The 21,684-nt window shown below is 65.9% G+C and carries 16 protein-coding genes; 12 read left to right on the top strand and 4 right to left on the bottom strand.

The annotated features are described in order from the left end of the window. The first annotated feature begins 71 nt into the window (after nucleotides 1–71). On the top strand, nucleotides 72–1,343 hold the full coding sequence (locus tag Q7J26_RS00640; RefSeq protein WP_370651886.1) for a DUF5690 family protein: 1,272 nt from the start codon (nucleotides 72–74) through the stop codon (nucleotides 1,341–1,343). Between the two features lie 1,842 nt (nucleotides 1,344–3,185). Beyond that, nucleotides 3,186–6,080: a TonB-dependent receptor domain-containing protein gene (locus tag Q7J26_RS00635; protein ID WP_304934600.1), complete on the top strand. Its 2,895-nt coding sequence runs from the start codon at nucleotides 3,186–3,188 to the stop codon at nucleotides 6,078–6,080. 306 nt (nucleotides 6,081–6,386) lie between these two features. On the opposite strand, the gene Q7J26_RS00630 is transcribed toward Q7J26_RS00635, so the two are convergent. Continuing rightward, nucleotides 6,387–7,742, bottom strand: a complete 1,356-nt coding sequence (locus Q7J26_RS00630) for a M23 family metallopeptidase (protein ID WP_304934599.1) — start codon at nucleotides 7,740–7,742, stop codon at nucleotides 6,387–6,389. Between the two features lie 325 nt (nucleotides 7,743–8,067). Here Q7J26_RS00630 and Q7J26_RS00625 point away from each other — a divergent pair, with 325 nt between their 5' ends. From Q7J26_RS00625 to Q7J26_RS00615, 3 genes are all read left to right on the top strand, one after another. Next, nucleotides 8,068–11,304 (top strand): YdbH domain-containing protein, encoded by a 3,237-nt coding sequence (locus Q7J26_RS00625; RefSeq protein ID WP_304934598.1) that lies wholly within the window; start codon nucleotides 8,068–8,070, stop codon nucleotides 11,302–11,304. A gap of 77 nt (nucleotides 11,305–11,381) precedes the next feature. Then, nucleotides 11,382–11,570: a YnbE family lipoprotein gene (locus Q7J26_RS00620; protein WP_248120021.1), complete on the top strand. Its 189-nt coding sequence runs from the start codon at nucleotides 11,382–11,384 to the stop codon at nucleotides 11,568–11,570. Between the two features lie 31 nt (nucleotides 11,571–11,601). Next, complete coding sequence (locus Q7J26_RS00615; RefSeq protein ID WP_304934597.1) at nucleotides 11,602–11,961, top strand: DUF1318 domain-containing protein; 360 nt, start codon at nucleotides 11,602–11,604, stop codon at nucleotides 11,959–11,961. Nucleotides 11,962–12,025: 64 nt separating this feature from the next. Here the strand turns inward: Q7J26_RS00615 and Q7J26_RS00610 are convergent, their stop codons facing one another. Beyond that, entirely contained in the window at nucleotides 12,026–12,190 is a 165-nt protein-coding gene (locus Q7J26_RS00610) for a DNA cytosine methyltransferase (protein ID WP_304934596.1), read from the bottom strand. A gap of 94 nt (nucleotides 12,191–12,284) precedes the next feature. On the opposite strand from Q7J26_RS00610, the gene Q7J26_RS00605 reads away from it, so the two are divergent. The 3 genes from Q7J26_RS00605 (at nucleotide 12,285) to Q7J26_RS00595 (ending at nucleotide 14,511) form a co-directional block, all read left to right on the top strand. After that, entirely contained in the window at nucleotides 12,285–13,418 is a 1,134-nt protein-coding gene (locus Q7J26_RS00605; protein ID WP_304934595.1) for a DNA cytosine methyltransferase, read from the top strand. Nucleotides 13,419–13,487: 69 nt separating this feature from the next. Further along, entirely contained in the window at nucleotides 13,488–14,006 is a 519-nt protein-coding gene (locus Q7J26_RS00600) for a GIY-YIG nuclease family protein (protein WP_304934594.1), read from the top strand. 49 nt (nucleotides 14,007–14,055) lie between these two features. Beyond that, a complete protein-coding gene (locus tag Q7J26_RS00595) occupies nucleotides 14,056–14,511 on the top strand; it encodes a COG3650 family protein (protein ID WP_304934593.1) in 456 nt (151 codons plus the stop codon). 13 nt (nucleotides 14,512–14,524) lie between these two features. Here Q7J26_RS00595 and Q7J26_RS00590 read toward each other — a convergent pair whose 3' ends face one another. Further along, a complete protein-coding gene (locus Q7J26_RS00590) occupies nucleotides 14,525–15,298 on the bottom strand; it encodes a LytTR family DNA-binding domain-containing protein (RefSeq protein ID WP_304934592.1) in 774 nt (257 codons plus the stop codon). Nucleotides 15,299–15,512: 214 nt separating this feature from the next. Here Q7J26_RS00590 and Q7J26_RS00585 point away from each other — a divergent pair, with 214 nt between their 5' ends. Then, complete coding sequence (locus Q7J26_RS00585; RefSeq protein ID WP_370651885.1) at nucleotides 15,513–15,989, top strand: DUF2306 domain-containing protein; 477 nt, start codon at nucleotides 15,513–15,515, stop codon at nucleotides 15,987–15,989. Here the strand turns inward: Q7J26_RS00585 and Q7J26_RS00580 are convergent. Further along, on the bottom strand, nucleotides 15,986–16,741 hold the full coding sequence (locus Q7J26_RS00580) for a TetR/AcrR family transcriptional regulator (protein WP_304934591.1): 756 nt from the start codon (nucleotides 16,739–16,741) through the stop codon (nucleotides 15,986–15,988). The genes Q7J26_RS00585 and Q7J26_RS00580 overlap by 4 nt on opposite strands. Nucleotides 16,742–16,932: 191 nt before the next feature. Here Q7J26_RS00580 and Q7J26_RS00575 point away from each other — a divergent pair, with 191 nt between their 5' ends. The 3 genes from Q7J26_RS00575 to Q7J26_RS00565 form a co-directional block, all read left to right on the top strand. Further along, on the top strand, nucleotides 16,933–19,158 hold the full coding sequence (locus tag Q7J26_RS00575; RefSeq protein WP_304934590.1) for a TonB-dependent receptor: 2,226 nt from the start codon (nucleotides 16,933–16,935) through the stop codon (nucleotides 19,156–19,158). A gap of 119 nt (nucleotides 19,159–19,277) precedes the next feature. After that, nucleotides 19,278–20,798 carry an MFS transporter gene (locus Q7J26_RS00570; protein WP_304934589.1) on the top strand — a complete coding sequence of 507 codons (1,521 nt, stop codon included), beginning with the start codon at nucleotides 19,278–19,280 and terminating at the stop codon, nucleotides 20,796–20,798. A gap of 85 nt (nucleotides 20,799–20,883) precedes the next feature. After that, the coding region (locus Q7J26_RS00565) for a succinate--CoA ligase subunit beta (protein WP_304934588.1) at nucleotides 20,884–21,684 on the top strand (801 nt) is incomplete at its 3' end.

Below are 21,684 nucleotides of genomic sequence, written 5' to 3'. Positions count from 1 at the left end.
CACCATCCTCGTCATCCAAGCGTCGCAGCAGTGGTCTAGACCACATCGGTGCCACAGGATGATGTCAAATGATGAACCGGATCCGGCTGTGGCTGGCCAAGGCCAACCCTGTTGTCTTTGTAACGTTCGCGGGTTTGGCGGGGTTTTGCGCCTATTTTTCGATGTACGCCTTCCGCAAACCCTTCACCGCCGCGACCTTCGACACCGTGGCCGGTTGGGACTTCGCCCTGGACTACAAGATCGCCCTCGTGATCGCGCAGGTCCTCGGCTACGCCTTGTCCAAGCTGATCGGCGTCAAGGTGGTCTCCGAGATGCGGCCCGAACGGCGGGCGATCGCCATTGTCCTGCTGATCGGATTCTCCTGGATCGCTTTGGTTCTGTTCGCGGTCACGCCCGCGCCGTGGAACGTGGCGGCCCTGTTCCTGAACGGCCTGCCGCTCGGTCTGATTTGGGGTCTGGTGTTCGGCTTCATGGAGGGACGGCGCACCAGCGAGGTTCTGGGCGCGATCCTGTGCGCGAGCTTCATCCTGTCATCGGGCGTCGTAAAATCGGTCGGAAAGACGCTGATGGAAGGGTGGCAGGTCAGCGAGTTCTGGATGCCGGCCGCCGTCGGGGCGATCTTCATGCCCCTGTTGGCCATCTCGGTCCTCGCCCTCGCCGCCCTGCCCCCGCCCAGTCCAGCAGACGAGGCCGAGCGCGTGGCGCGCCGACCGATGATGGCCAGGGAACGCGCCGCCTTCCTGGCCGCGCACTGGCCGGTGCTGGTGCTGCTGGTCGCCGCCTATGTCATGCTGACGGCCTTCCGCGACCTGCGCGACAACTTCGCCGCCGAAATCTGGCAGGCGCTGGGCTACGGCGACGCCGCCTCGGTCTTCACCGCCAGCGAGGGGCCGGTGGCGGCCCTGTCGCTGGCGGCGATGGGTGTGTTGATCGCGGTGAAGAACAACGGACGGGCCCTGCTGTTCATGCACGGCGTCATTCTGGCCGGTTTCGCCATCCTGGGCGCCTCGACCTTCGCCTTCCAGCAGGGGCTGCTGTCGCCGATCGCCTGGATGATCGCCGCCGGTGCGGGCCTATACCTCTCCTATACCCCCTTCAACGCCATGCTGTTCGACCGGATGATCGCCTATTCGGGCACAGTCGCGACCGCCGGCTTCCTGATCTATGTGGCGGATTCCACCGGCTATATGGGCAGCGTCGCACTGCTGCTGTTCAAGAATTTCGGCGCTGTCGATCTGCCTTGGCTGCCCTTTTTCGTGGCCGCCGCCTACGCAACCAGCCTGGCCGGCCTCGTATTGGTCGGAGGCGCCGTGATCCTGTTCCTGCGAGGACGTGGAGATTGATCCCCCGCAGAGGGGACGGGCACCGACCGCTTCTGGAAGATGATCAGGGCCTCAATGCCACGCACGCGGCGATCAACTGCGTCGCTCGTGTTCGAAGCCGAGCGCCCCGGTGCAGTAGTTCGCTCTGCGGGCCATGTCGGACACGCGAAGGATGGGGCGTGCTCCGGCCTAAATGGATACTCATGAACACCTCCTCCTCTGCTGGGGACGGACTGGGCCAGCTGGGACGCGCTCGGCGACTCGCCGGGCCAGTATCACGACCTCAAGACCCGGATCGCCGACACCGTGATCGCCCAACTCGGCAAGCGACTTCCCGGCATCGAAGGCCAGATCGAGGTCATCGACGTCGCCACCCCCCCTGACTACCCGGCGCATCACCGGTAACGGGGTCGGCTATCCGTTCACGATCGGGGACATGACCTGCGGCCTGCTCTTCGGCCGGCGGCTGTCGCAGACGCTTCCGGGACTGGGGAATTTCTACATGGGCAATGGGCCGGCATGCCCGGGGTGCCCCTGGTGGCCATGGGACGGGACGTGGTGCGTGTCCTGTGTCGCCAGGAGGCCGCCCGTTCTCGACGTCCGAGGCCGCGGCCGGCGAGCAGAGCGCCTAGGGGGACCGGACGGTGCAGCAGGATGGACCCGCGCCTCATGGAGTCAGCCGCACGCTCTGATGCCGGACTAAGCTGGACTGAATGGATCGGCCGAAGGTGAACGCGTCTGCCGTCTTGTCGCTGGAGGACGTTGCTTTGCGGACGATGAAGGCCCTTGGCCATGCAGACGCTGGCGGGCGCGCCAAGGCTCCCCGAAATGTCGTGTGTCCGATCCTGGACTAGTTCCCATTGTGGCGCCGAGCAGACAAGGCGCCATAGACCGCGCGATCTGTAAGCTCGACAGTCTGCGGACGCAGAGGGCCTGGTTGTTACAGTTGTAGGTTCATAAAGTATTGAATTTATGATATTTTCTCTGGTTCCCAAATCTGGGGTCGGGCGTTCGAATCGCTCCGGGTGCGCTATTTTCTCAATCATCGTTGAAAATGCAGCGAAAATGCCATCCGCAGAAACGTCTTCCGACAATGCTACACATTCTCGCTCACATGGATCCATCCGATGAGGCTTTCGGCCTTCTTCGGCTTGCCGGGGCGGTCTGGACCCGTCGCGCGGCGTGCGCGCGAACATCCCCACCCCGTCGGCGACGCTAGACGCGGCCGGGCTGGACGAGGTCGGTTAGCCGAACTGCAGTAGTCCTTCTCCGGCGGCCGCGAGCGCGATCGGCGATCCGCAGACCCGGCGGCTTCAGGCCCTGATGACACCGCGCGCGGCTTCGGTCATCCGCACGTGCCGCACCCGCATGACGTCGCGCCTGAGGTCGTCGGTCTGATCGCCATGCTCAGCGTCGGGACCTCAGACAGGACGGGCGCGCGACCGCTGGAAGCGAAGGCGCGTGCGCCGGCGCTATTTCACACCTGAGCGAGAGAGAGGAGCCTGGCGGCCCGGGCGCGAAGAGGCGTGGGGCACCCTTGCAGGCTATCGCCCAGGCCGCCGCCGACACTCTTCCTGTTTCATGTGTGAAACTTAATGTATCAGAACAGATAGAGTAAGACGAAGTATGTATTTAATCAGATACAAATAAAGAGACTGGCCGGTGGCGTAGTCGTGTCAATAATACGACACTTCCGCATCGGCAATACAGCCGAATGGCAAATGTCTATTGCTGAGCACGTCGTTCTGATTAACGTTCCTCAGCTTGCCGGGGAAAGTGACCACCATTTCTCGCTCGTTCTTATTCCGCCGCCCGAGGGGCGGCGGCCTGATCGTCGCTTGTCCAAAAAAAGGAGACTTAAACTTGATCTCGGAACACAGCCGCCGACGCCTTCTGGCGACGACCATCCTCGCGGGCGCGCTCTCACTTGCCGTCGCCACGCCCACCCTGGCTCAAGACGCGTCCGCGTCGCCTGAACAAGATGACGCCGCCTCCGTCGACGAGGTCGTGGTCATCGGCTCGCGCATCCGTCGTCAAGACTATGTGGCCAGCAGCCCGGTCGTCACCGTCGGGCAGGAAGCCCTGCAGAACAACGGCGCCGTCACGGTCGAAAAACTTCTGAATGAACTGCCGCAGTTCGTGGCCTCGGTCACGGACACCTCCAATAACCCATCGAACGGCGGGCAGGCCAACGTCGAACTTCGCGGCCTGGGCACCACCCGCACCCTGGTGCTGATCAACGGCCGTCGCGCCATGCCGTCGAACGCCACAGGCGTCGTCGACCTGAACACCATTCCGAGCGCGCTGGTCCAAAGCGTCGAGATCCTGACCGGCGGCGCCTCCGCCATCTACGGTTCGGACGCCATCGCCGGCGTGGTCAACTTCCGCATGCGTGACGATTTCGAAGGCGTGGAGACGGATGTCCAATACGGTCTGACCGAAAAAGGCGACGGCGAGACCTGGAGCGCCAACCTCACCGTCGGCGGCAACTTCAACGACGACCGCGGCAATGCCGTGTTCTCCTTCGGCTACGCGAACCGGGCGGCCGTGATGGCCGGCGACCGCGACTTCTCGGAAAACTCCGCCGGGTCGGGAACGATCGAAGAAGGCAAGTATGTGGTCAGCGCGACCAACCTGCCCTCGCAATCCGCCATCGACTCCGTCTTCGCCCAGTACGGCGTGGCAGCGGGCACCGTGGTGCGGGGCAGCAACCTCGGCTTCAACGAGAATGGAAGCCTGTTCGGCTACACCTCCACGGGCTCGACGGTGAATGTCGATGTCGCCGACGGTTCGGAGTTGGACGCCAGCACCGGGAACTACAACTTCTCCCCGGCCAACTATCTTCAACTGCCGCTGGAGCGGTTCTCCGCCTATTCGTCCTTCAACTATGATCTGACCGATCGGATCGAGGCGTTCGGCCAGTTCAACTTCAGCAACACCTCCTCGGCGACTGAGCTGGCCCCGACGCCGGCGACGGGCCTGACGGTGTCGGCCGACAACCCCTTCATCCCTACCGATCTACAGACCATTCTCAACAGCCGGGCTGATCCGGACGCGGACTTCACCTTCAGCCGTCGCTTCACCGAGGTGGGGCCGCGGACCTCGGACGTCGCCACCAACATCTTCCAGGGTCTGGCCGGCATTCGTGGGCCCCTGGACTCGATCGAAGGCTCGTTCGAACTGTATGCCTCGTACGGCCACCTCGACACGTCCGAAACCCAGACGGGCAATGTGTCCCGCTCGGCGGTGGAGGAGCTTCTGGACGCGGATGACGGCGGGGCTTCGCTGTGTGACGGCGGCTTCAATCCGTTCGGCTACAACTCGATTTCGGCGGACTGCGCGAGCTACATCTCCCGTACCGCCAAGAACCAGTCGTCGCTGGAGCAGCAGATCATCGAGGGCAACGTCCAGGGCCGATTGACGGCTCTGCCGGCCGGCGACCTGCGGTTCGCGGCGGGTGCGATCTATCGCGCCGAGACCTATACGCTGACCCCTGACGAACTTCTGGCCTCGGGCGACGTGATCGGCTTCAACGCTCAGGAGGCTCTGGAGGGGTCGATCGACTCGATCGAACTCTATGGCGAGTTGGCCGTGCCTCTGTTGGCCGATCTGCCCTTCGTTCGGGCCCTGAATCTGGACCTGGGCTATCGCTACTCGGACTACAGCACGGTCGGCGGCGTTCAGAGCTACAAGGCGTCGCTGGAGTATCTGCCGATCGACTCCGTGCGGTTCCGCGGCGGCTACAACCGCGCCGTCCGCGCGCCGAACATCGATGAGCTGTTCAGCCAGCAGAACCAGGGCTTCCCAACCATCGGTCAGCCTGGAGCCGACTCGAGCTCAGGCGACCCGTGCGACATTCGTTCGTCCTATCGTCAGGGGGAGAACGGGGCCCAGGTGCGCGCCCTCTGTATTGAACAAGGCATTCCGGCCGAGATTATCGACAGCTACACCTATACCAACAGCCAGGTGGAAGGCGTCTCGGGCGGCAATCCGGATCTGACGGAAGAAACGGCCGACACCTACACCTTCGGCCTCGTCTGGTCGCCGAAGTTCCAGTCGCCCTGGCTGGAGGGCCTGTCCGGCTCCATCGACTGGTACAGCATCGAGATCGCCGACTTCATCTCGTCGGTCGGCGCCTCGACCTCCATTTCCCGCTGCTTCAACGCCAACGACGCAAACCCGACCTTCAGCAACGACAACACCTTCTGTCAGGCGTTTACTCGGGATTCCTCGGGTTCCATCACCGACGTCCAGTCGACCAACGCCAACCTCGCCGCTCTGAAAACGTCGGGTGTGGACCTTCAGGTCGACTACCGGGCGCCCGTCCCGGTCGGCGCTCTGAGCTTCAACCTGATCTTGTCGTATCTGGACTCTTACCAGGTCCAGGCCCTGCCGGGGGATGACTTCGTCGAATACGCCGGCACCATCGACAGCGGGGTCGGCACGGCCTTCGCGGAGATCAAGTCCGTGATGAGCGCCACCTACAACTTGGGCGACTTCGGCCTGACGACGCGCTGGCGCTATATCGGCCAGATGGACGACGCCAACGGTGGCTCCGACCAGGCGGAGGCGACCAACTACTTCGACTTCACGGGGCGCTGGGACGTCAACGAAACGGTCTCTCTGCGCCTGGGCATCCAGAACGCTTTCGACGAGGAAGTGGAGACCTACAGCAGCCCGGTCCAGTCCGGCACGGATCCGTCGACCTATGACGTTCTGGGGCGTCGCTACACCCTGGGCCTGACGGCCAAGTTCTAGGCCGCGACTGAGTAGACAGGCGAGGGGCGGCGGATCTTCGGGTTCGCCGCCCTTTTCCCTTGTGCGGCTGCTGTCTCTCTCGACGGGGGAGGGCTAGAGGCGATGATCCGGCGGATCTATCACCGGTCGACCATGTCGCCGTTCGAGACGACCACCATATTCGTCCAAGCGGCGCGCCATCTCTTTCGCACACGCATCTCTAAATTCGATCGCTGCAGCGCAGTCGTCGGTTTCACTTCACTGGTTCATGCAATAGAAAACCCGCGCCGGCGAAGGCGCGGGTTGGAAGCGTGCGTTCAGGTTTGATCAGCCCCGGGCGGGGCGCAGGCCGTCGGCGGAGGCCTGTTGCAGGGCCGGGCGTTTCTGGCCGCCAGAGGCGATGATGCGGTCGATGCGGGCTTTTTCGGCGCGGAAGGCGGCGAGGTCGGCGCCCGACAGTTCGGTGCCTTCCTGGGTGCGGACGCCGGCGGGATTGATCCGTCGGCCGTTGCGCCACAGTTCATAGTGCAGGTGGGGGCCGGTCGATGCGCCGGTCGAACCGACATAGGCGACGACCTGGCCCTGGCTGACGCGCTGACCGGCGCGAATGCCGGAGCCGTAGCGCGACAGGTGGCCGTAGCCGCTCTCGAGGCCGTTGTTGTGGCGGATGCGCAGCCAGTTGCCGTAGCCGCCCCAGCGACGCGCCTCGACCACCACGCCATCGGCGGGGGCGACGATGGGCGTGCCCGTTCCGGCCGCGAAGTCGATGCCCTGGTGCATCTTCTTGTAGCCGGAGATCGGATGGGTGCGGAAACCGAAGCCTGACGAGACGCGACGGAAATTCTGCAGCGGGGTGCGCATCATGGCCGAACGCAGGTTCTTGCCCGAGGCGTCGAAGAACTGGGCTTCCTTGGCGCCGGCCGGCTTGAATCGATAGAAGGTGACGCCGCGCAGTTCGGCGTACATCAGGTCGCCCACGCCCACGGTGCGACCGGCCTCGGTCACGTCGCGGTCGAAGACCATGGTGAATTCGTCTGAGGCGCGGATGTCGCGCTGCATGTCGAACTTGGTGGCGAACAGACGGCTGGCCGAGCGGACGATGGAGGCGGTGGCCCCCAGTTCGCGGGCGCTGGCGGACAGGGAGCGTTCGACGTCGCCCTTCAGGACCACGGTCTCGTGCGTCACCTTTTCTTCCAGCGAACGCAGGCGAAGGGCGCCGTCGAAGCTGCGCGACACGGTCAGCTGGCTGGCCGGGCCGGTACGCATGGTCAGGCCGATCAGGCGGGCGTCGCCCCGGCCGTCGCGCGGTTTGGCGATGGCGGTTTCGAAGCGAAGGCCGGCGCGGAGGTCGGCGAGATCGAAGGCGTTGGCGACGGTGGCGGCGACGGCGCTGGCTTCTTCCGGCGCGACGCCGGTGCGGCGCACGGCCTGCTCGAAGGTTTCGCCGCGACGGATCTGAACGGGGACGGCTTCCGGGGCGGTCATGCCGGCCGGGGCGTTGGCGGCGGCGAAGGCCTGGACTTCCATCGCGGCCATCTGGGCCGACGACATTACGGGAACTTCTTCCGCCTGAGCGGGTTGGTAGACTCGACCGGCCAGAAGAGCCACCGAAATGGCGGCGGCGGCGGTCACGACATGCGGTGCGAGACGCATAGGTTGGCGGCGTGGGTCGAACTGAGCCATCGGTCTCATCGTGTTGCGACGCCCGAGGCGCCAAACTTTTTACCCAAAATCGCGCCGATAGACCCCAGGGCGCGAAGTCATCGGCTATAACCTGCCTGTCTCAGTTTGGGAAGACAGACCGTTACAAACCGTTAAGAACCGGACGTGGGCGGAAAAAGTCTCACAGACTCATGCGATTGACACGCAGGCTCGCCCTCTTGTCGCCCAGCTTGGCTGCGACGGACGCAGAGCCTGGGGGCTATCGGCGACGCTTGAGGCTTGTATTCGCATCGAGGGTGGCGATGGTGGTCCGGCGATCAGTTCTCAATCGATACGGCGTCCCTGTTTGACCGAAGTTCCGGCCAGTCCTTCCGACCGATCCCGAGGCGTCAAGCGCAAGGGCGGCCTGCGGCGTCGTCTGGGCCTGGGCCTGCTCGCCGTATTCGTGGTCGTGGCCCTGCTGGCGGCGGCCCTCTATCTGAACCGTCGCGCAGCCGCGCGCGAGGTTCTGGTCGGCTGGCTGGAGCGTCAGGGCGTCCAGGCCGATGTGGAGGTCGAGCGGATCGAGCTGGACGGTTTTGTCGGCCGCATCCGCATCGGCGATCCGCGCAATCCGGATGTGACCGTCGAGCGGGTCGAGGTGGATTACGCCGTGGCCTTGCCCTGGTCCAAGACCGGCATGGGGGTGACGCCCAGTCGGATCCGCCTGGTGCGACCGGTGATGCGGGCCAGCTGGAAGAACGGAAAACTGTCCCTGGGGTCGCTGGATCCGCTGGTCGAACAGTTCACAGGCGGGCCGCCCAGGCCGGATTCGCGCAGCCCTCTGGTGATCGTCGAGGGCGGGCGGGCGCGGCTCGATACAGAATATGGGCCGGTGCAATTGCTGGCCGATGCGCGGGTGGACGACGGCAAGCTGATGCGGTTGAACGCGCGGATGCCGCGTGCGGCGCTGAAGAGCGGAGAATTCGAGGCGGAAGGCCTGGGCGCCGTCGTCGATCTGACGACGACCGGCGACCGGATCGCGTTGCGGGTCGAGGCCGGGGGCGATCGGGTCCAGACCGCCGCCCTGAACGGCCGGGCGATGCGGCTGAACCTGACCGGCGACCTGCCCTATCCCGACATGAAGACGCGGCGCGGCGACGGCCGGGCCGTGATCGACGCCCGGCTGGTCGGCGGCGCGCTGGGCTTGGGTCAAGGCGGACAGCAGACGCAGGCGCGGGACGCGGAGCTGTCGGCGCGGTTCGACGGCGTGACGGCCGGTTGGATCGAGACCTTCCGGCTGGAAGGCGCGACCGCCCTGAACCTGAAGGCGGCGGCGATCGAGGGGCCGGGTCTGGCGGCGCGTCAGGTCGCCGGTTCGGCGGCGGGCGGGCGGCTGACGGTGTCGCGCGATGAGGCCGTGCGCTGGAGCCTGGAGACGCCGCTGAACCTGACGGCGGCTTCCGGCCAGGCCGGCGAAGCTGAGGCCCAGGGGCTTTCGATCAAGTCGAATGGCCTGTCGATGGGCGGGCGCGATACGGCCTTTGAGGCGACCGGGCCGGTGACGGCGGCGTTCGACCGGATCGGCTTCGGCGACCTGATGTTGAAACAGGCGCGGGGCGCGCTGAACCTGGACGTGGTCCAGGACGGGGCGATCTTGATCGCGGCCGAGGGGCGCCTGCATTCGACGGACGGCGCCTGGCCCCTGTTCGGACCGGTGGGGCCGGACGAGATCGCCGAACTGACCGAGATGAAGACGGCCTTGGGGGCGTTCGCCCTGGATGCGCCGTCCGTCCGCTTCACCACGGGGTCGGCGGGGACCAGCGTGACCCTGGCCCGGCCCGTGACCCTGACTCCGGCCAACGGCGGGGTGCTGACGGTCGCCCAGGCGGGCGCGGGCGCCTATCAGGCCGAGCCAGGACGGTTGGGCGGCGGGGCCCTGACCCTGACGGCGACGCGGGGGCGAGGCCTGCCGGAAATGGCCGTGGCCGTGCCGGAATGGCGACTGACGGACAGCGGCTTCGAGGCGCGGCTGGATGGGCGGGCGCGGCTGGACTTCGATCTGGCGCGCGGGATCGACGCCCGGACGCGCGGCCTGCTGGCCATGGCCGACGGGCGGCTGACCTATGCGACGTCCGACTGTGTCGATCTGACGGTCGAACGGCTGGAGCTGGATGAGAACGACGTCCATCAGGTCGCCGGGAAACTGTGTCCCGAGACCGGACCCCTCTTGAGTTCCAAGGACGGCGTCTGGCGCGTGGTCGGCGGGTTCCAGGGCGTGTCGGCCGACGCCCCCTTCCTGGGCATGCGGTTCGCCGAGGCCTCGGGTCGGGTGGTGGTGGATGGGACCAAGGCGGGGGTCGGGCTGACGGCGACGGTGGCGGGGGCCCAGGTCGTCGATGCGACCACGCCCCAGCGGTTCGAGACCCTTGCGGCCTCGGGGCAGGCGGTCTTGGCCAATGAGCGCTGGACCGGCGGGTTCGACCTGAAGGGAACGGGCAAGGCGGCGGCGACCACCCTGGGGCGTTTGACCCTGGCCCACGACGGCCGAACCGGCGCGGGGGGCATACATATCGCGGCGCCGAACGTGACTTTCGTCGAGGGCGGGCTGCAACCCTCGATGCTGAGCCCGATGGTCGAGGCCTTCGTCCAGTCGCCAGTGACAGGATCCGTCGGGTTCGATGGTCGGTTCGACTGGACCAAGGACGGCGAACCGACGTCCAGCGGGCGGTTGAGCCTGCCGGGGCTGGACTTCGTCAGCCCGGCCGGGCCGGTCAAGGGCGCACGCGGAGAGATCGAATTCACCAGCCTGAGCCCCGCCGTCGTCACGGCGCCGAACCAGAGACTGACGGTGGACAGTCTGGACGTCGGGGCCGACGCCACGGCCCTGGACCTGAACTTCGCCATCGACGCGGCGGGGATCACCATCACCGGCGGGTCGGTCCAGGCCGGGGGCGGGACCGTCTCCATCGAGCCGCTGGTCGTGCCTCTGGACGCGACCCAGGCCTATAGCGGGGTCATCGTGCTGGACCGGGTCCAGCTGGGGGACGTGATCGCCGACAGCGGGTTCGCCGACAAGGTTCTGCTGGATGCGGTGGTGTCAGGCCGTCTGCCCTTCACCATGGACCCCAAGGCCGGACTGACGATCACGGCCGGAACCCTGGGCGCGGTCCAGCCGGGGCGGCTGTCGATCCAACGCGAGGTGCTGACCGACGTGGACGCGGGCGGCGGGGGCGCCGACGTGCCGCCCAATATGGTCGAGGACCTGGCCTATCAGGCGATGGAGCATCTGGCCTTCGACGTGCTGAGCGCCGATGTGAACAGTCTGGACGAGGGACGGATCTCGGTCCTGTTCCACATCCGGGGGCGGCACGAACCGCCGCAGCGGCAGGAGCTGCGCCTGACGGTGGCCGAGCTGATCAGTCGCGAGTTCCTGAACCGGGAGCTGCCGCTGCCGTCGGGCACCCAGATCGACCTGACGCTGGACACCACCCTGAACGCCAACCAGTTGTTCGCCGACATCATGGCCGTGAATCGGGCGCGCCAGGGACAGCAGGAGCCTGAGCCTCCGTCTGTTGACGTAGCCACCCCGACGGCGCCTTGAGCTGAACCATTCAGCGACCGTTCACCCGCGAACGTGCTATTGACCCTCTCAACCTTGACCGACCCGGAGTTCTCGCCATGATCAACAAGCGCCAGTTGGCCGGACTCGGCTTCGGGGCGGTCGTCGTCGCCGTCTCGGCCTGCGCCCCGACCATCCGTCTGGAGGTTGCGCCGATCCAGATCTACGCCAAATTGGACGCAGACGTCCGCGTTCGGCTGGATCAGGAACTGCAGCAACTGCTTCAGCAAAACCCGAACCTCTTCTGATCGCCTCGCTTCTTTGAAAGGACAGGCCGACATGAGCCTTCGTAAAATCTTCGCCATCGGCGCAATCGCCGCCGCCGTTTCGTTCGGCGGCGCCGCCTTGGCCCAGACCGCAGCCCAGAAGGCCCTGGTCGACCAGGCCAAGGCCGCCGGCACGGTCGGCGAACAGGCCGACGGCTATGTCGGCTTCCGGGTCAGCACCTCCGACGCCGCCCTGCGCGCCGCCGTGGACGCCATGAACGCCGGCCGCCGCGCCGCCTACGCCCGCAGCGCCGCCGACGCCGGCACCAGCGCCGATGTCGCCGGCGCCCGGATGTTCGAAAGCCAGCTTCTGCCCCGCATTCAGTCGGGCCAGTGGTACCGCAACGCCCAGGGCCAGTGGGTCCAGCGCTAAGCCGGGCCTAGACGCCAGGCCTAGATGATCGATCCGGCGTATCGCCGGATCGATCCGACGGGTTTCAGGCCGCCGCTCGGCGTGAGGTCAGGGCGGGCAGAAGCAGACCTTCGGTCAAGGCGCGCACCACCGGTACGGCGACGGCGTCGCCCATCAATTTCAGCGCCGCGCTCTCGCTGGAGGGCAGGCGATAGTCGTCGGGCACCCAGAGGTGATTCGATTTTGTCACATCTAGTATCGCTGCCCGACTCAACGACATTTTGTCCGCTAATGTGCCTTGTTTCGTGCTACAGGAACATAGGGCGAACGAACTGAGCAACCGTATGCCAAGCTTCTACGAATTTTTTGCCGGCGGCGGCATGGCGCGTGCGGGTCTGGGGGCTGCATGGCAGTGCCTGTTCGCCAATGATTTCGATGCCAAAAAGGTTGAGTCCTACTCCACTAACTGGGGTGGCGATGAGATCGTGGAAGACGACGTGAACAACGTCGATGCTGCGAAACTGCCTGGTTATGCCGATCTGATTTGGGCGTCGTTCCCTTGTCAGGACTTGTCTTTGGCTGGCGGCGGCGCCGGCCTCAAAGGCACCCGGTCTGGAACCTTTTGGCCATTCTGGAGCAAGGTTCAAAGCTTGGCTGCTCAAGGGAGAAAGCCAAGCTTTGTCGTGCTCGAAAATGTAACCGGCATGCTGTCCTCCCATAAGGGGAAGGACTTTCAGGCCATTTGTCAGGCGATGCATGACGGCGGCTACAAATTTGGGGCGGTCGTTGTGGACGCGGCCCATTTCGTCCCGCAGTCCCGTAAGCGGGTGTTCATCGTCGGAGTGTCTGTCGAAAACGCTCTCGATCCTGCCTTTGTTCAGGACGCTCCGCATGACGTCTGGCATCCAAAGCCCCTTCGAACAGCCCACGCTCATTTGAACCCAGATTTACAACGGGCTTGGGTGTGGTGGCGCTTGCCGGATGTCTCGTCGCGAAATGTGCAGTTTATCGACTTCTTCGAAGAGCACCCTAAGGACGTCGCATGGCATTCCAAAGAAGAGACTGCCAAGCTCTTGGGCATGATGTCTGATCGAAATCGCCGTAAGCTTGAGGACGCTGTTCGCAAGGGGGAGCGTGTCGTGGGCACGCTTTACAGGCGCACTCGACCCTCTCCGACCGGAGGCGTTCAGCGAGCCGAAATTCGGCTCGACGGGACTGCGGGCTGTCTGCGGACGCCGAGTGGCGGGTCAAGCCGACAAATCGTCGTATGCTCCGATGCCAAAGGTGTGCGCTCTCGTCTGATATCGGCTCGAGAAGCGGCTCGTCTGATGGGGTTAGAGGACAGTTATAAGCTGCCGAAGAACTACAACGACGCCTACCATCTCTTGGGAGATGGTCTGGCGGTCCCTGCCGTCTCGTTTGTGGCTAACAGCCTGCTTCTGCCTATGACAAAGGCAGATATGGCCCGCGCAGCCTAGAGGCCAATGAGTCAGGAATTTCGAGCAAACGCGCTAAGGACTCTGACAAATGAGACCGGCGTTTATGCGTTGGTCGATCTTGATGGCGTGCCTATCTACATTGGCCAGTCGATCGATGGGATTAGGTCCAGGGTACGCAGGCATCTTACATCAGCCCGCTCGGACATAATTGCCAATCGCCAGATCGACGTGTGGGAAGTGGCTGAGGTTTGGGCTTGGCCCGCGGAGGGCACCGAAGCGATCAACGCTTTGGAAGCCGCTCTGTTTGCCGCCTTCGATGCACAAAGCCCCCTTATGAACGGCTCGATCCCTGTGTCGGGTGTTCGTGTCGAGCCTTACGCGCCCGTGCAGACTTTAAACGTTATGCCGATAGAAGAGCGAGACCGCAGAAAAGATCCTGCTGTCCGGTTGCCTCGTCAGATCGAGCATTATCAACGGCTGGTAGACTACATCCTCGTGGTGAAGGACGCGCCGCATCTTCGGCGTTCGGTGGACGCGCATTATGCTCGACTAAGCCGCTACCATCGCGGATTTCTTCATCAGGATAACGCACCGCTCGGATCAGAAGATAAAATCGACACCCCTTGACCGAGGCCATCCCCGCCCACACCTGCAGGGCGAACGAGGGGGTTCCGTCATGCGCGCCATACGCACCACATTTCTGATCGGGCCGGTCCTCGGCCTGGCCCTGGTCGGTTGCTACGACCGTCGCGACAAGGCGCCCGAGGCCGCCCCGCCGCCCGAGACCGCGCCGGTTCTGGCGGGGGTCGATCTGGGCAAGCCGGTGCGGGCCCTGGGGACCGAACCCTTCTGGAGCGTGGAGATCACGCCGGACACCCTGATCTACACCCGGATGGACCAGCCGACGCAGCGGGCGCCGAACCGGGGGGCGACGGTTCAGGGGACGGTCGCCACCTACGCCACCTCCACCGACCTGAATGCGGCGATGAACGTCGTGCTGATCGCGACCGAATGTTCGGACGGCATGAGCGACCGCACCTATCCGCTGACTGCGCGGGTCGAGATCGGCGACGACACGCTGAGCGGCTGTGCGGCCTCGGCCTCCGCCTTGAAAGTCGCGCCGGCGCCCTGACCGGCCCCGGCCGTCACCACCAGTCGGCCTCGCGCAGGGCGCGGGCGTAGCGGCGGCTGACGGGGGCGCTGAGGCCGCCTTCCAGGGTCAGGGTGGCGCGACCGTCGCCGCGTTCGACGCCGCGCACCGCTGAGCGGGCCACCCACCAACTGCGATGGGTGCGGGCGCCCTCCAGTCCCTCCAATTCCTCCACCGCATCGGACAGGCGCATCAGGATCAGGTCCGAGCCCCGGTCGGTGTGCAGGCGCAGATAATGGTCCTCGGCCTGGACGGCGTGGAGGGTCGCGCCCCTGAGCTTCATCGGCAGCCGGTCCAGGAAGCGGACCGGGAGCGGCGAGGCCGAGGCGGGGGAGGCGGGCGCGGCGTGGGTCTGGACCGGCTGGGTCCGGCCCAGGAAGACGTTGACGGTCGTGACCGCCAGGGTGACGACCAGGACCGGGCCGAACAGCTGGGGCAGGGCCGCCAGAGGATAGAGTTTCTGGGCGAAGAACAGGCCCGTCGCCGCCCAGACGATGACGCTGAGAGGGCCGGTGATAACGGCGGTCATGACGGCCACGGTCATCCAGGGCCTGTCGTCCACATCGACGAACCGGGTCACGACCCGGCTGGACAGATGGCCCCACAGCCCGCCCAGGATCATCACCAGAACCCAGTAGGCCAGACGCTGACCATAAGGGGCGTTGGCGCTGCCGAAGGCGCCGGTGGTGGCCAGGAAAACGCCGACCAGGGCGGCGACGACCAGACCGCGCAGGAAGATTCGGCGACTGTCGGCGGCGGAAGGCGTCATGGCGGCTTTCAAGGAAGGACGCCTGTCTGAAATCACGATTTCCCTTGCTGAGGAAGGGGTGTCCGTTCGCGAAGCCGAGGTGGTCGTTGACGCAGGACGAGAGGCGCGACCGCGCGCCGTGGGTCAGAAGCGGCGAGACAGATCGCCGGAGGTTGCCCTTGTTTCGTCACGCCCGTCACGCCCGTTTCGCCCGTCCATCGTCGCCCTGGTTTTGCTGGGCGTTCCCCTTGTCGCCTATCTGGCGGCGGACGGGGGGCGGGTCGCCTTGCTGGGATTCAATCTGCGCGCGCCTGACTTCAGCCTGCTGGCGGCGGCCCCGACCGCGATCCAGATCCATGTGGCGGCGGCCCTGACGGCCCTGGCCGTCGGCATCGTGCTGCTGGCGGGGATCAAGGGAACGCGGCTGCACCGGGCGCTGGGCTGGACATGGGTGCTGGCCATGGGGACGACGGCGGTCAGCTCCTTCTTCATCCATGAAATCAATCCGGGCGGCCCGGCGGGCCTGTCGCTGATCCATCTGCTCAGCGGCTGGACCATGGTGGGTCTGCCCATGGCGGTCTACGCCGCGCGGCGCCATCGGGTGCAGACGCACCGGCGGGCGATGACGGGCATGTTCGTGGGCGGGCTGATCGTCGCCGGCCTGTTCACCTTCCTGCCCGGGCGGCTGATGTGGGCGGTCTTCTTCAGCTAGCGGGGCGACATGCCGACGACGGCGCGGAAGCCCGCCGCCGCGAACCGGACCATATAGTCGCCGGCCGTCTCCAGATCCCCGGACCGGGCCAGGCCGCCCGACAGCCGGTCCAGACGGCCGGTCTCGCCCAGGGTCAGGGTCAGGGCGCCCGACAGGTTGTGATAGCCCCAGTACAGATCCACCTCGCTGGCGTCCGGCAGGACCACGGCGATCAGTTCGATCAGCCGGCGGATGGACGGGTCGAAATAGCGGGCCATGGTCTCGCCCCCGAAGGTGGGATTGGCGTTGGTCTGGGCCACCAGGGCGGCATAGTGTTTCCAGCCCGGCCCGCCCTTCAGCGACCATTCGAACGGGGGCCGCAGGAAGGCCTCGAGCAGGCCCTCCAGCGTCATGTCGGCCCCGGCGGCCTCGGCGTAACGGTCGATGGCGGCGACGCGATCGTCGTTCCAGACCTCGGCCCGGCGCAGGAAGACGGCGTCGAACAGGTCGCGCTTGGCCCCGAAATAGTAATGCACAAGTGCGGTATCCACGCCCGCCTCGCGCGCCACCTCGCGGATGGTGACGCCGTAAAAGCCGTGTTTGGAGAACAGGTCTTCGGCCGCGTCCAGGATCAGGTCGCGGGTCTCGCCGGCCGCCTTGGCCTGGGCCTTGGGCGGGCGGCCGCGCCGGGCCGGAGGGGCGCCGGGAACCAGTTTGCGGCGCGCGGCGGCGACGGGACGGACGGCGGCGGTCGAAGCGTCGAGCTTGCTCATGGTCCTGACGCTAGGCGCGCGCTCTCGGCGGCGCAACGGCGCCGCCTCGCCCGTCCGACGGGATGGCGCGATGACGCAAGGGAACGGTGAACGTTTGACAGACAGCGTAAACCGGGTCAGGTTCAGGAAAATCATTGAACGCTGAATAAAAGCGTCAACGGGCTGGAAACGACAACCGAAGGGGTAGGATCATGAGACATCATGTGAAGTGCGCGCTGCTGGCCGGCGCGGCTTGGGGCGTGCTGGCGGGGGCCTCCACGGCTCAGGACGCCGAGGCGGCGGCTCAGGCGGCCAACGCCGACCAGGCCAATATGGTCGAGGACATCGTCGTCACCGCCCGTCGGCGCGACGAACAGCTGAAGGACGTGCCGGTCGCGGTCTCGGCCCACAGCGCCGAGCGCCTTGAACAGACAGGCGCGACCAATATCACCGCCCTGCAGCAGCAGACGCCGAACGCCACGGTGCAGATCGCCCGGGGCTCCAACTCGACCCTGATCAGCTTCATTCGCGGCGTGGGCCAGCAGGATCCGCTGTGGGGCTTCGAGCCCGGCGTCGGCCTCTATATCGACGACGTCTATGTGGCCCGTCCGCAGGGCGCGGTGCTGGACATCTTCGACATCTCGCGGATCGAGGTGCTGCGCGGGCCGCAGGGCACCCTGTATGGCCGCAACACCATCGGCGGGGCGATCAAATACGTCACCAAACGCCTGGGCGCCGATCCCAGCCTGACGGCGCGGGCCGAGGTCGGGTCGTATAACGAGCACAACTTCCTGCTGTCCGGCTCGGTCCCCGTCGGCGACACCTTTGCGATAGGGGGCGCGGTCGCCACCTATCAGCACGACGGCTACGGCGAGAACCTGAACACCGGCCAGGACCAGTACGACAAGGACGTCACCGCCTATCGCGCCAGCGCCGAATGGACGCCGAACGACAGCCTGTTCTTCCGCCTGGCCTGGGATAGGGTCGAGGACGATTCCAGCCCCCGTCACGGCCACCGCGAGGTGAACTCGACCACCGGCGGCTATACGCCCCCGGCCAGCGAATACGACACCTACGCCGGCATCACCGGCGAGCAGAAGGTGGTCACCGAGGGCGTGTCCCTAACCGGCGAATACCGGGTCAACGACATGCTGACCCTGAAGTCGATCACCGCCTATCGCTCGGGCGACACCGAGACCATCATCGACTTCGACCAGACGCCCCTGCCGACCCTGGACGTGCCGGCCATCTATTCGGACGAACAGTTCACCCAGGAGTTCCAGGCCCTGTTCACCGGCGACCGCTGGTCGGGCGTGGCGGGCGTCTTCTATCTGGACGGCACATCGTCGGGCGCCTTCGACACCATCGCGGGCAATCTGGGTCTGGCCATTGCGGCGGCGGGATCGGTGGACACCCAGTCCTTCTCGGTGTTCGGCGACTTCAGCTATGACGTCACCGACCGGCTGCACGTCTCGCTGGGCGGGCGCTACACCAAGGACGACAAGGACGCCTCGGTCCTGCGGCTCTTCTATCTGGGCGCCACGCCGACGCCCTACACCGGCGGCGCCGACCGGCCGATCTTCGCGACGCGGACCAATTACACCGCCTCGGACACCTTCGAGAAGTTCACGCCGCGCGCCAGCATCTCGTATGATTTCAGCGAGGAAATCACCGGCTACGCCTCGGTCAGCCAGGGCTTCAAGTCGGGCGGCTGGGACATGCGAGGCGACGCCGCCCTGGTGCCGCAGACGGTCGACGGCTACCAGCCCGAGACGGTCACAACCTATGAGCTGGGCCTGAAGGGGTCGGCCTTCGACCGGCGGATGAATTTCGCCTCGGCGGTCTTCTATTCCGACTACAAGGACCAGCAGATCACGACCCAGCAGGTAGCCACGGCCCCGGCCGTCGGCATCGCCTCGGTGGTCGACAACGCCGGCGCCTCGACCATCTACGGCTTCGAGCTGGAAGGCTCGGCCTTCCTGACCGACGACATCACCGCCAACTTCTCGCTGGGCTATCTGAAGAACGAGTTCGACGAGTTCATCACCCTGGTGACGGGCACGCCGGTCGATATCTCGGACGTCCGCGAGCCGCAGAACTCGCCCGAATGGTCGGCCTATTACGGCATGACCTGGCGCGGCGACATCCTGGGCGGGGAGATCCGGGTGACGCCGTCGCTGTCGTACCGGTCGGACTACCACCTGTTCGACACGCCGGACCCCATTCTGGACCAGGACGGCTATGTGCTGGCCGACGCCAGCGTGGTCTGGATCGCGCCCAGCAAACAGTGGGAGGTTGGACTGTTCGGCCGCAACCTGACCGATGTCCGCTACAAGGTCGGGGGCTACAGCTTCCCGGGCGCGACCTACAACAACTCGATCAGCGCCTTTTACGGCCCGCCGACCACCTATTCGGCGCGCCTGACCTACCGGTTCTGATCGCCGATAAAACGCCTGACAGAGGGCGGCGGTCCCAGGGCCGCCGCCCTTTGCTTTGCAGAAATGGGACTTGCGGCTAGGCTCGCCCCAACAAGAAAAATACGCCGAGGGAAACGCCGATGACGACCGACACGCTGACGGACGGGCAGGCGCCCGCGCCGCACCGACCGGGCTACCGCTTCTATGTGCTGGCGGTGCTGATCCTGATCTACATGCTGAACTTCCTGGATCGGCAGATCATCGGCATTCTGGCCGCGCCGCTGAAGGAAGAATTCGGCATGTCCGACAGCCAGTTCGGCCTGTTGGGCGGCATCGCCTTCGCCTCGGTCTATTCGACCCTGGCCATTCCCCTGGCCTGGCTGGCCGACCGGTTCAGCCGCGTGTGGATCATGACCGGGGCCCTGGCGGTCTGGTCGGGCTTTACGGCCCTGTGCGGCATGGCGGGGTCGTTCGGCCAGCTGTTCCAGTGCCGTTTGGGGGTGCGCGACGGGGCGGCGGGCGGGGTGGCCCCGGCCTATTCGCTGATCGCCGACTATTTCCCGCCGCATCAGCGGGCGCGGGCGCTTGCGGCCTTCGCCTTCGGAATTCCACTGGGCATGGCGGCGGGCACCCTGGTCGGGGGGCTGCTGGCGGCGACCTATGGCTGGCGGACCGCCTTTATCGTCGTCGGCCTGCTGGGCGTGCTGGTCGCGCCCCTGCTGCGGCTGACGGTGAAGGATCCCAAGCGCGGCGGGACCGATGCGGTCAAGACCGAGGCCCAGGTCGCGGCCCTGGCGGCGGCGCCGGTCGGCACCGACCGGGCGGGCAAGATCGCGGCCCAGGTCATGCTGGGGCTGGGCGCCGGGCTGCTGATCCTGGCGGCGGCGAACTGGCTGTTGGGCGTGTCCCTGGGCAGTCCGCTGGTTCTGGCCTTCGGCGGTCTGCTGGCCGGGGTGATCGGGGTGTCGCTGATGGTGGCGCGGCGCACCGCCTCGGTGGTGATCAAGAAGCCCAGCTTCTGGCTGCTGGGTCTAGGCGCGGCCTCGTCTTCGGTGTGCGGCTATGGCGTCGCGGGCTGGTTGCCGCTGTTCTTCATGCGCAGCTTCGATCTGACCCTGCGCGAGACCAGCTGGTACTATTCCGGCATCGCCCTGATCGGCGGCATTCTCGGCATCTGGCTGGGCGGCGCCATCGCCGACAAACTGTCGAAGAAGGGCAAGGGCGCCTATCCCCTGACCCCGGCCGTCGCCTTCCTGATCTCAGCGCCCTGTTTCATCCTGGCGATGAACTCGCCGTGGCTGATCGGCCTGGTCCTGCCGGGCGGCGGCAGCAATACCCAGCAACTGGTCCTGGCCTTCCTGATCTTCCTGCTGCCGACGGGCCTGAACCTGGCCTGGCTGGGGCCGATCACGGCGGCGGTCCAGCATCTGGCGCCGGCGGCCATGCGTTCGACCGCCTCGGCCCTGTTCCTGCTGCTGAACAATCTGCTCGGGATCGCGGTCGGCTTCTACTATTTCGGCTGGATGAGCGACCTGCTGGCGCCCCGCTTCGGAGAGGAGAGCCTGAGGTGGGCGATCTACACCGGCATGGGCTTCTATGTGCTGGCGGCGATCCTGCTGATCGGGGCCTCGCGCACCCTCAAGAAGGACTGGGTCGACTAAAGGCAGGCTGTGGACGGTTGCACCCGCGAAGGAGCGGGGCTTATAAGCCCCGCAACTCTCCCCAGCGAAGATTGCGGCGGTTTCCATGAACATCCACGAATATCAGGCCAAGCAGGTCCTCAAAGGCTTTGGCGCTCCGGTCGCCGAGGGCGTGCCCATCACCTCGGCCGATCAGGCCGAAGCCGCCGCCAAGCAACTGCCTGGCCCGCTCTATGTCGTGAAGTCGCAAATCCACGCCGGTGGACGCGGCAAGGGCAAGTTTAAGGAACTGCCGGCCGACGCCAAGGGCGGCGTGCGCCTTGCCTTCTCGATCGAGGACGTGGTCAAGAACGCCAAGGACATGCTGGGCAACACCCTGGTGACCGCCCAGACCGGCGACGCCGGCAAGCAGGTCAACCGCCTCTATATCGAGGACGGCGCCGACATCGACCGCGAACTGTATTGCTCGCTGCTGGTCGACCGTCAGTACGGCCGCGTGGCCTTCGTCGTCTCGACCGAGGGCGGCATGGACATCGAGGCCGTCGCCCATGACACGCCCGAGAAGATCCAGACCATCGTCATCGACCCCGCCACGGGCGTCACCGACGCCGACGTCGCCGCCATCAACGCCGCTTACGGCCTGACGGGCGATGCAGCCGAAGACGGCAAGTCGCTGTTCCCGGCGCTGTACAAGGCCTTCGTCGAGAAGGACATGGACATGCTGGAGGTGAACCCGCTGATCGTCATGGAGAACGGCCACCTGCGCGTCCTAGACGCCAAGGTCAGCTTCGACGGCAACGCCCTGTTCCGCCACGAAGACATGCGCGCCCTGCGCGACGAGACCGAAGAAGACGCCAAGGAAATCGAAGCCTCCAAGTGGGACCTCGCCTACGTCTCGCTGGACGGC

The organism is Brevundimonas sp. (assembly GCF_030656255.1).
Lineage (GTDB): Bacteria > Pseudomonadota > Alphaproteobacteria > Caulobacterales > Caulobacteraceae > Brevundimonas.
Note: the sequence above shows the minus strand (reverse complement) of the source record. Positions and strands in the feature narration are given on the sequence as shown.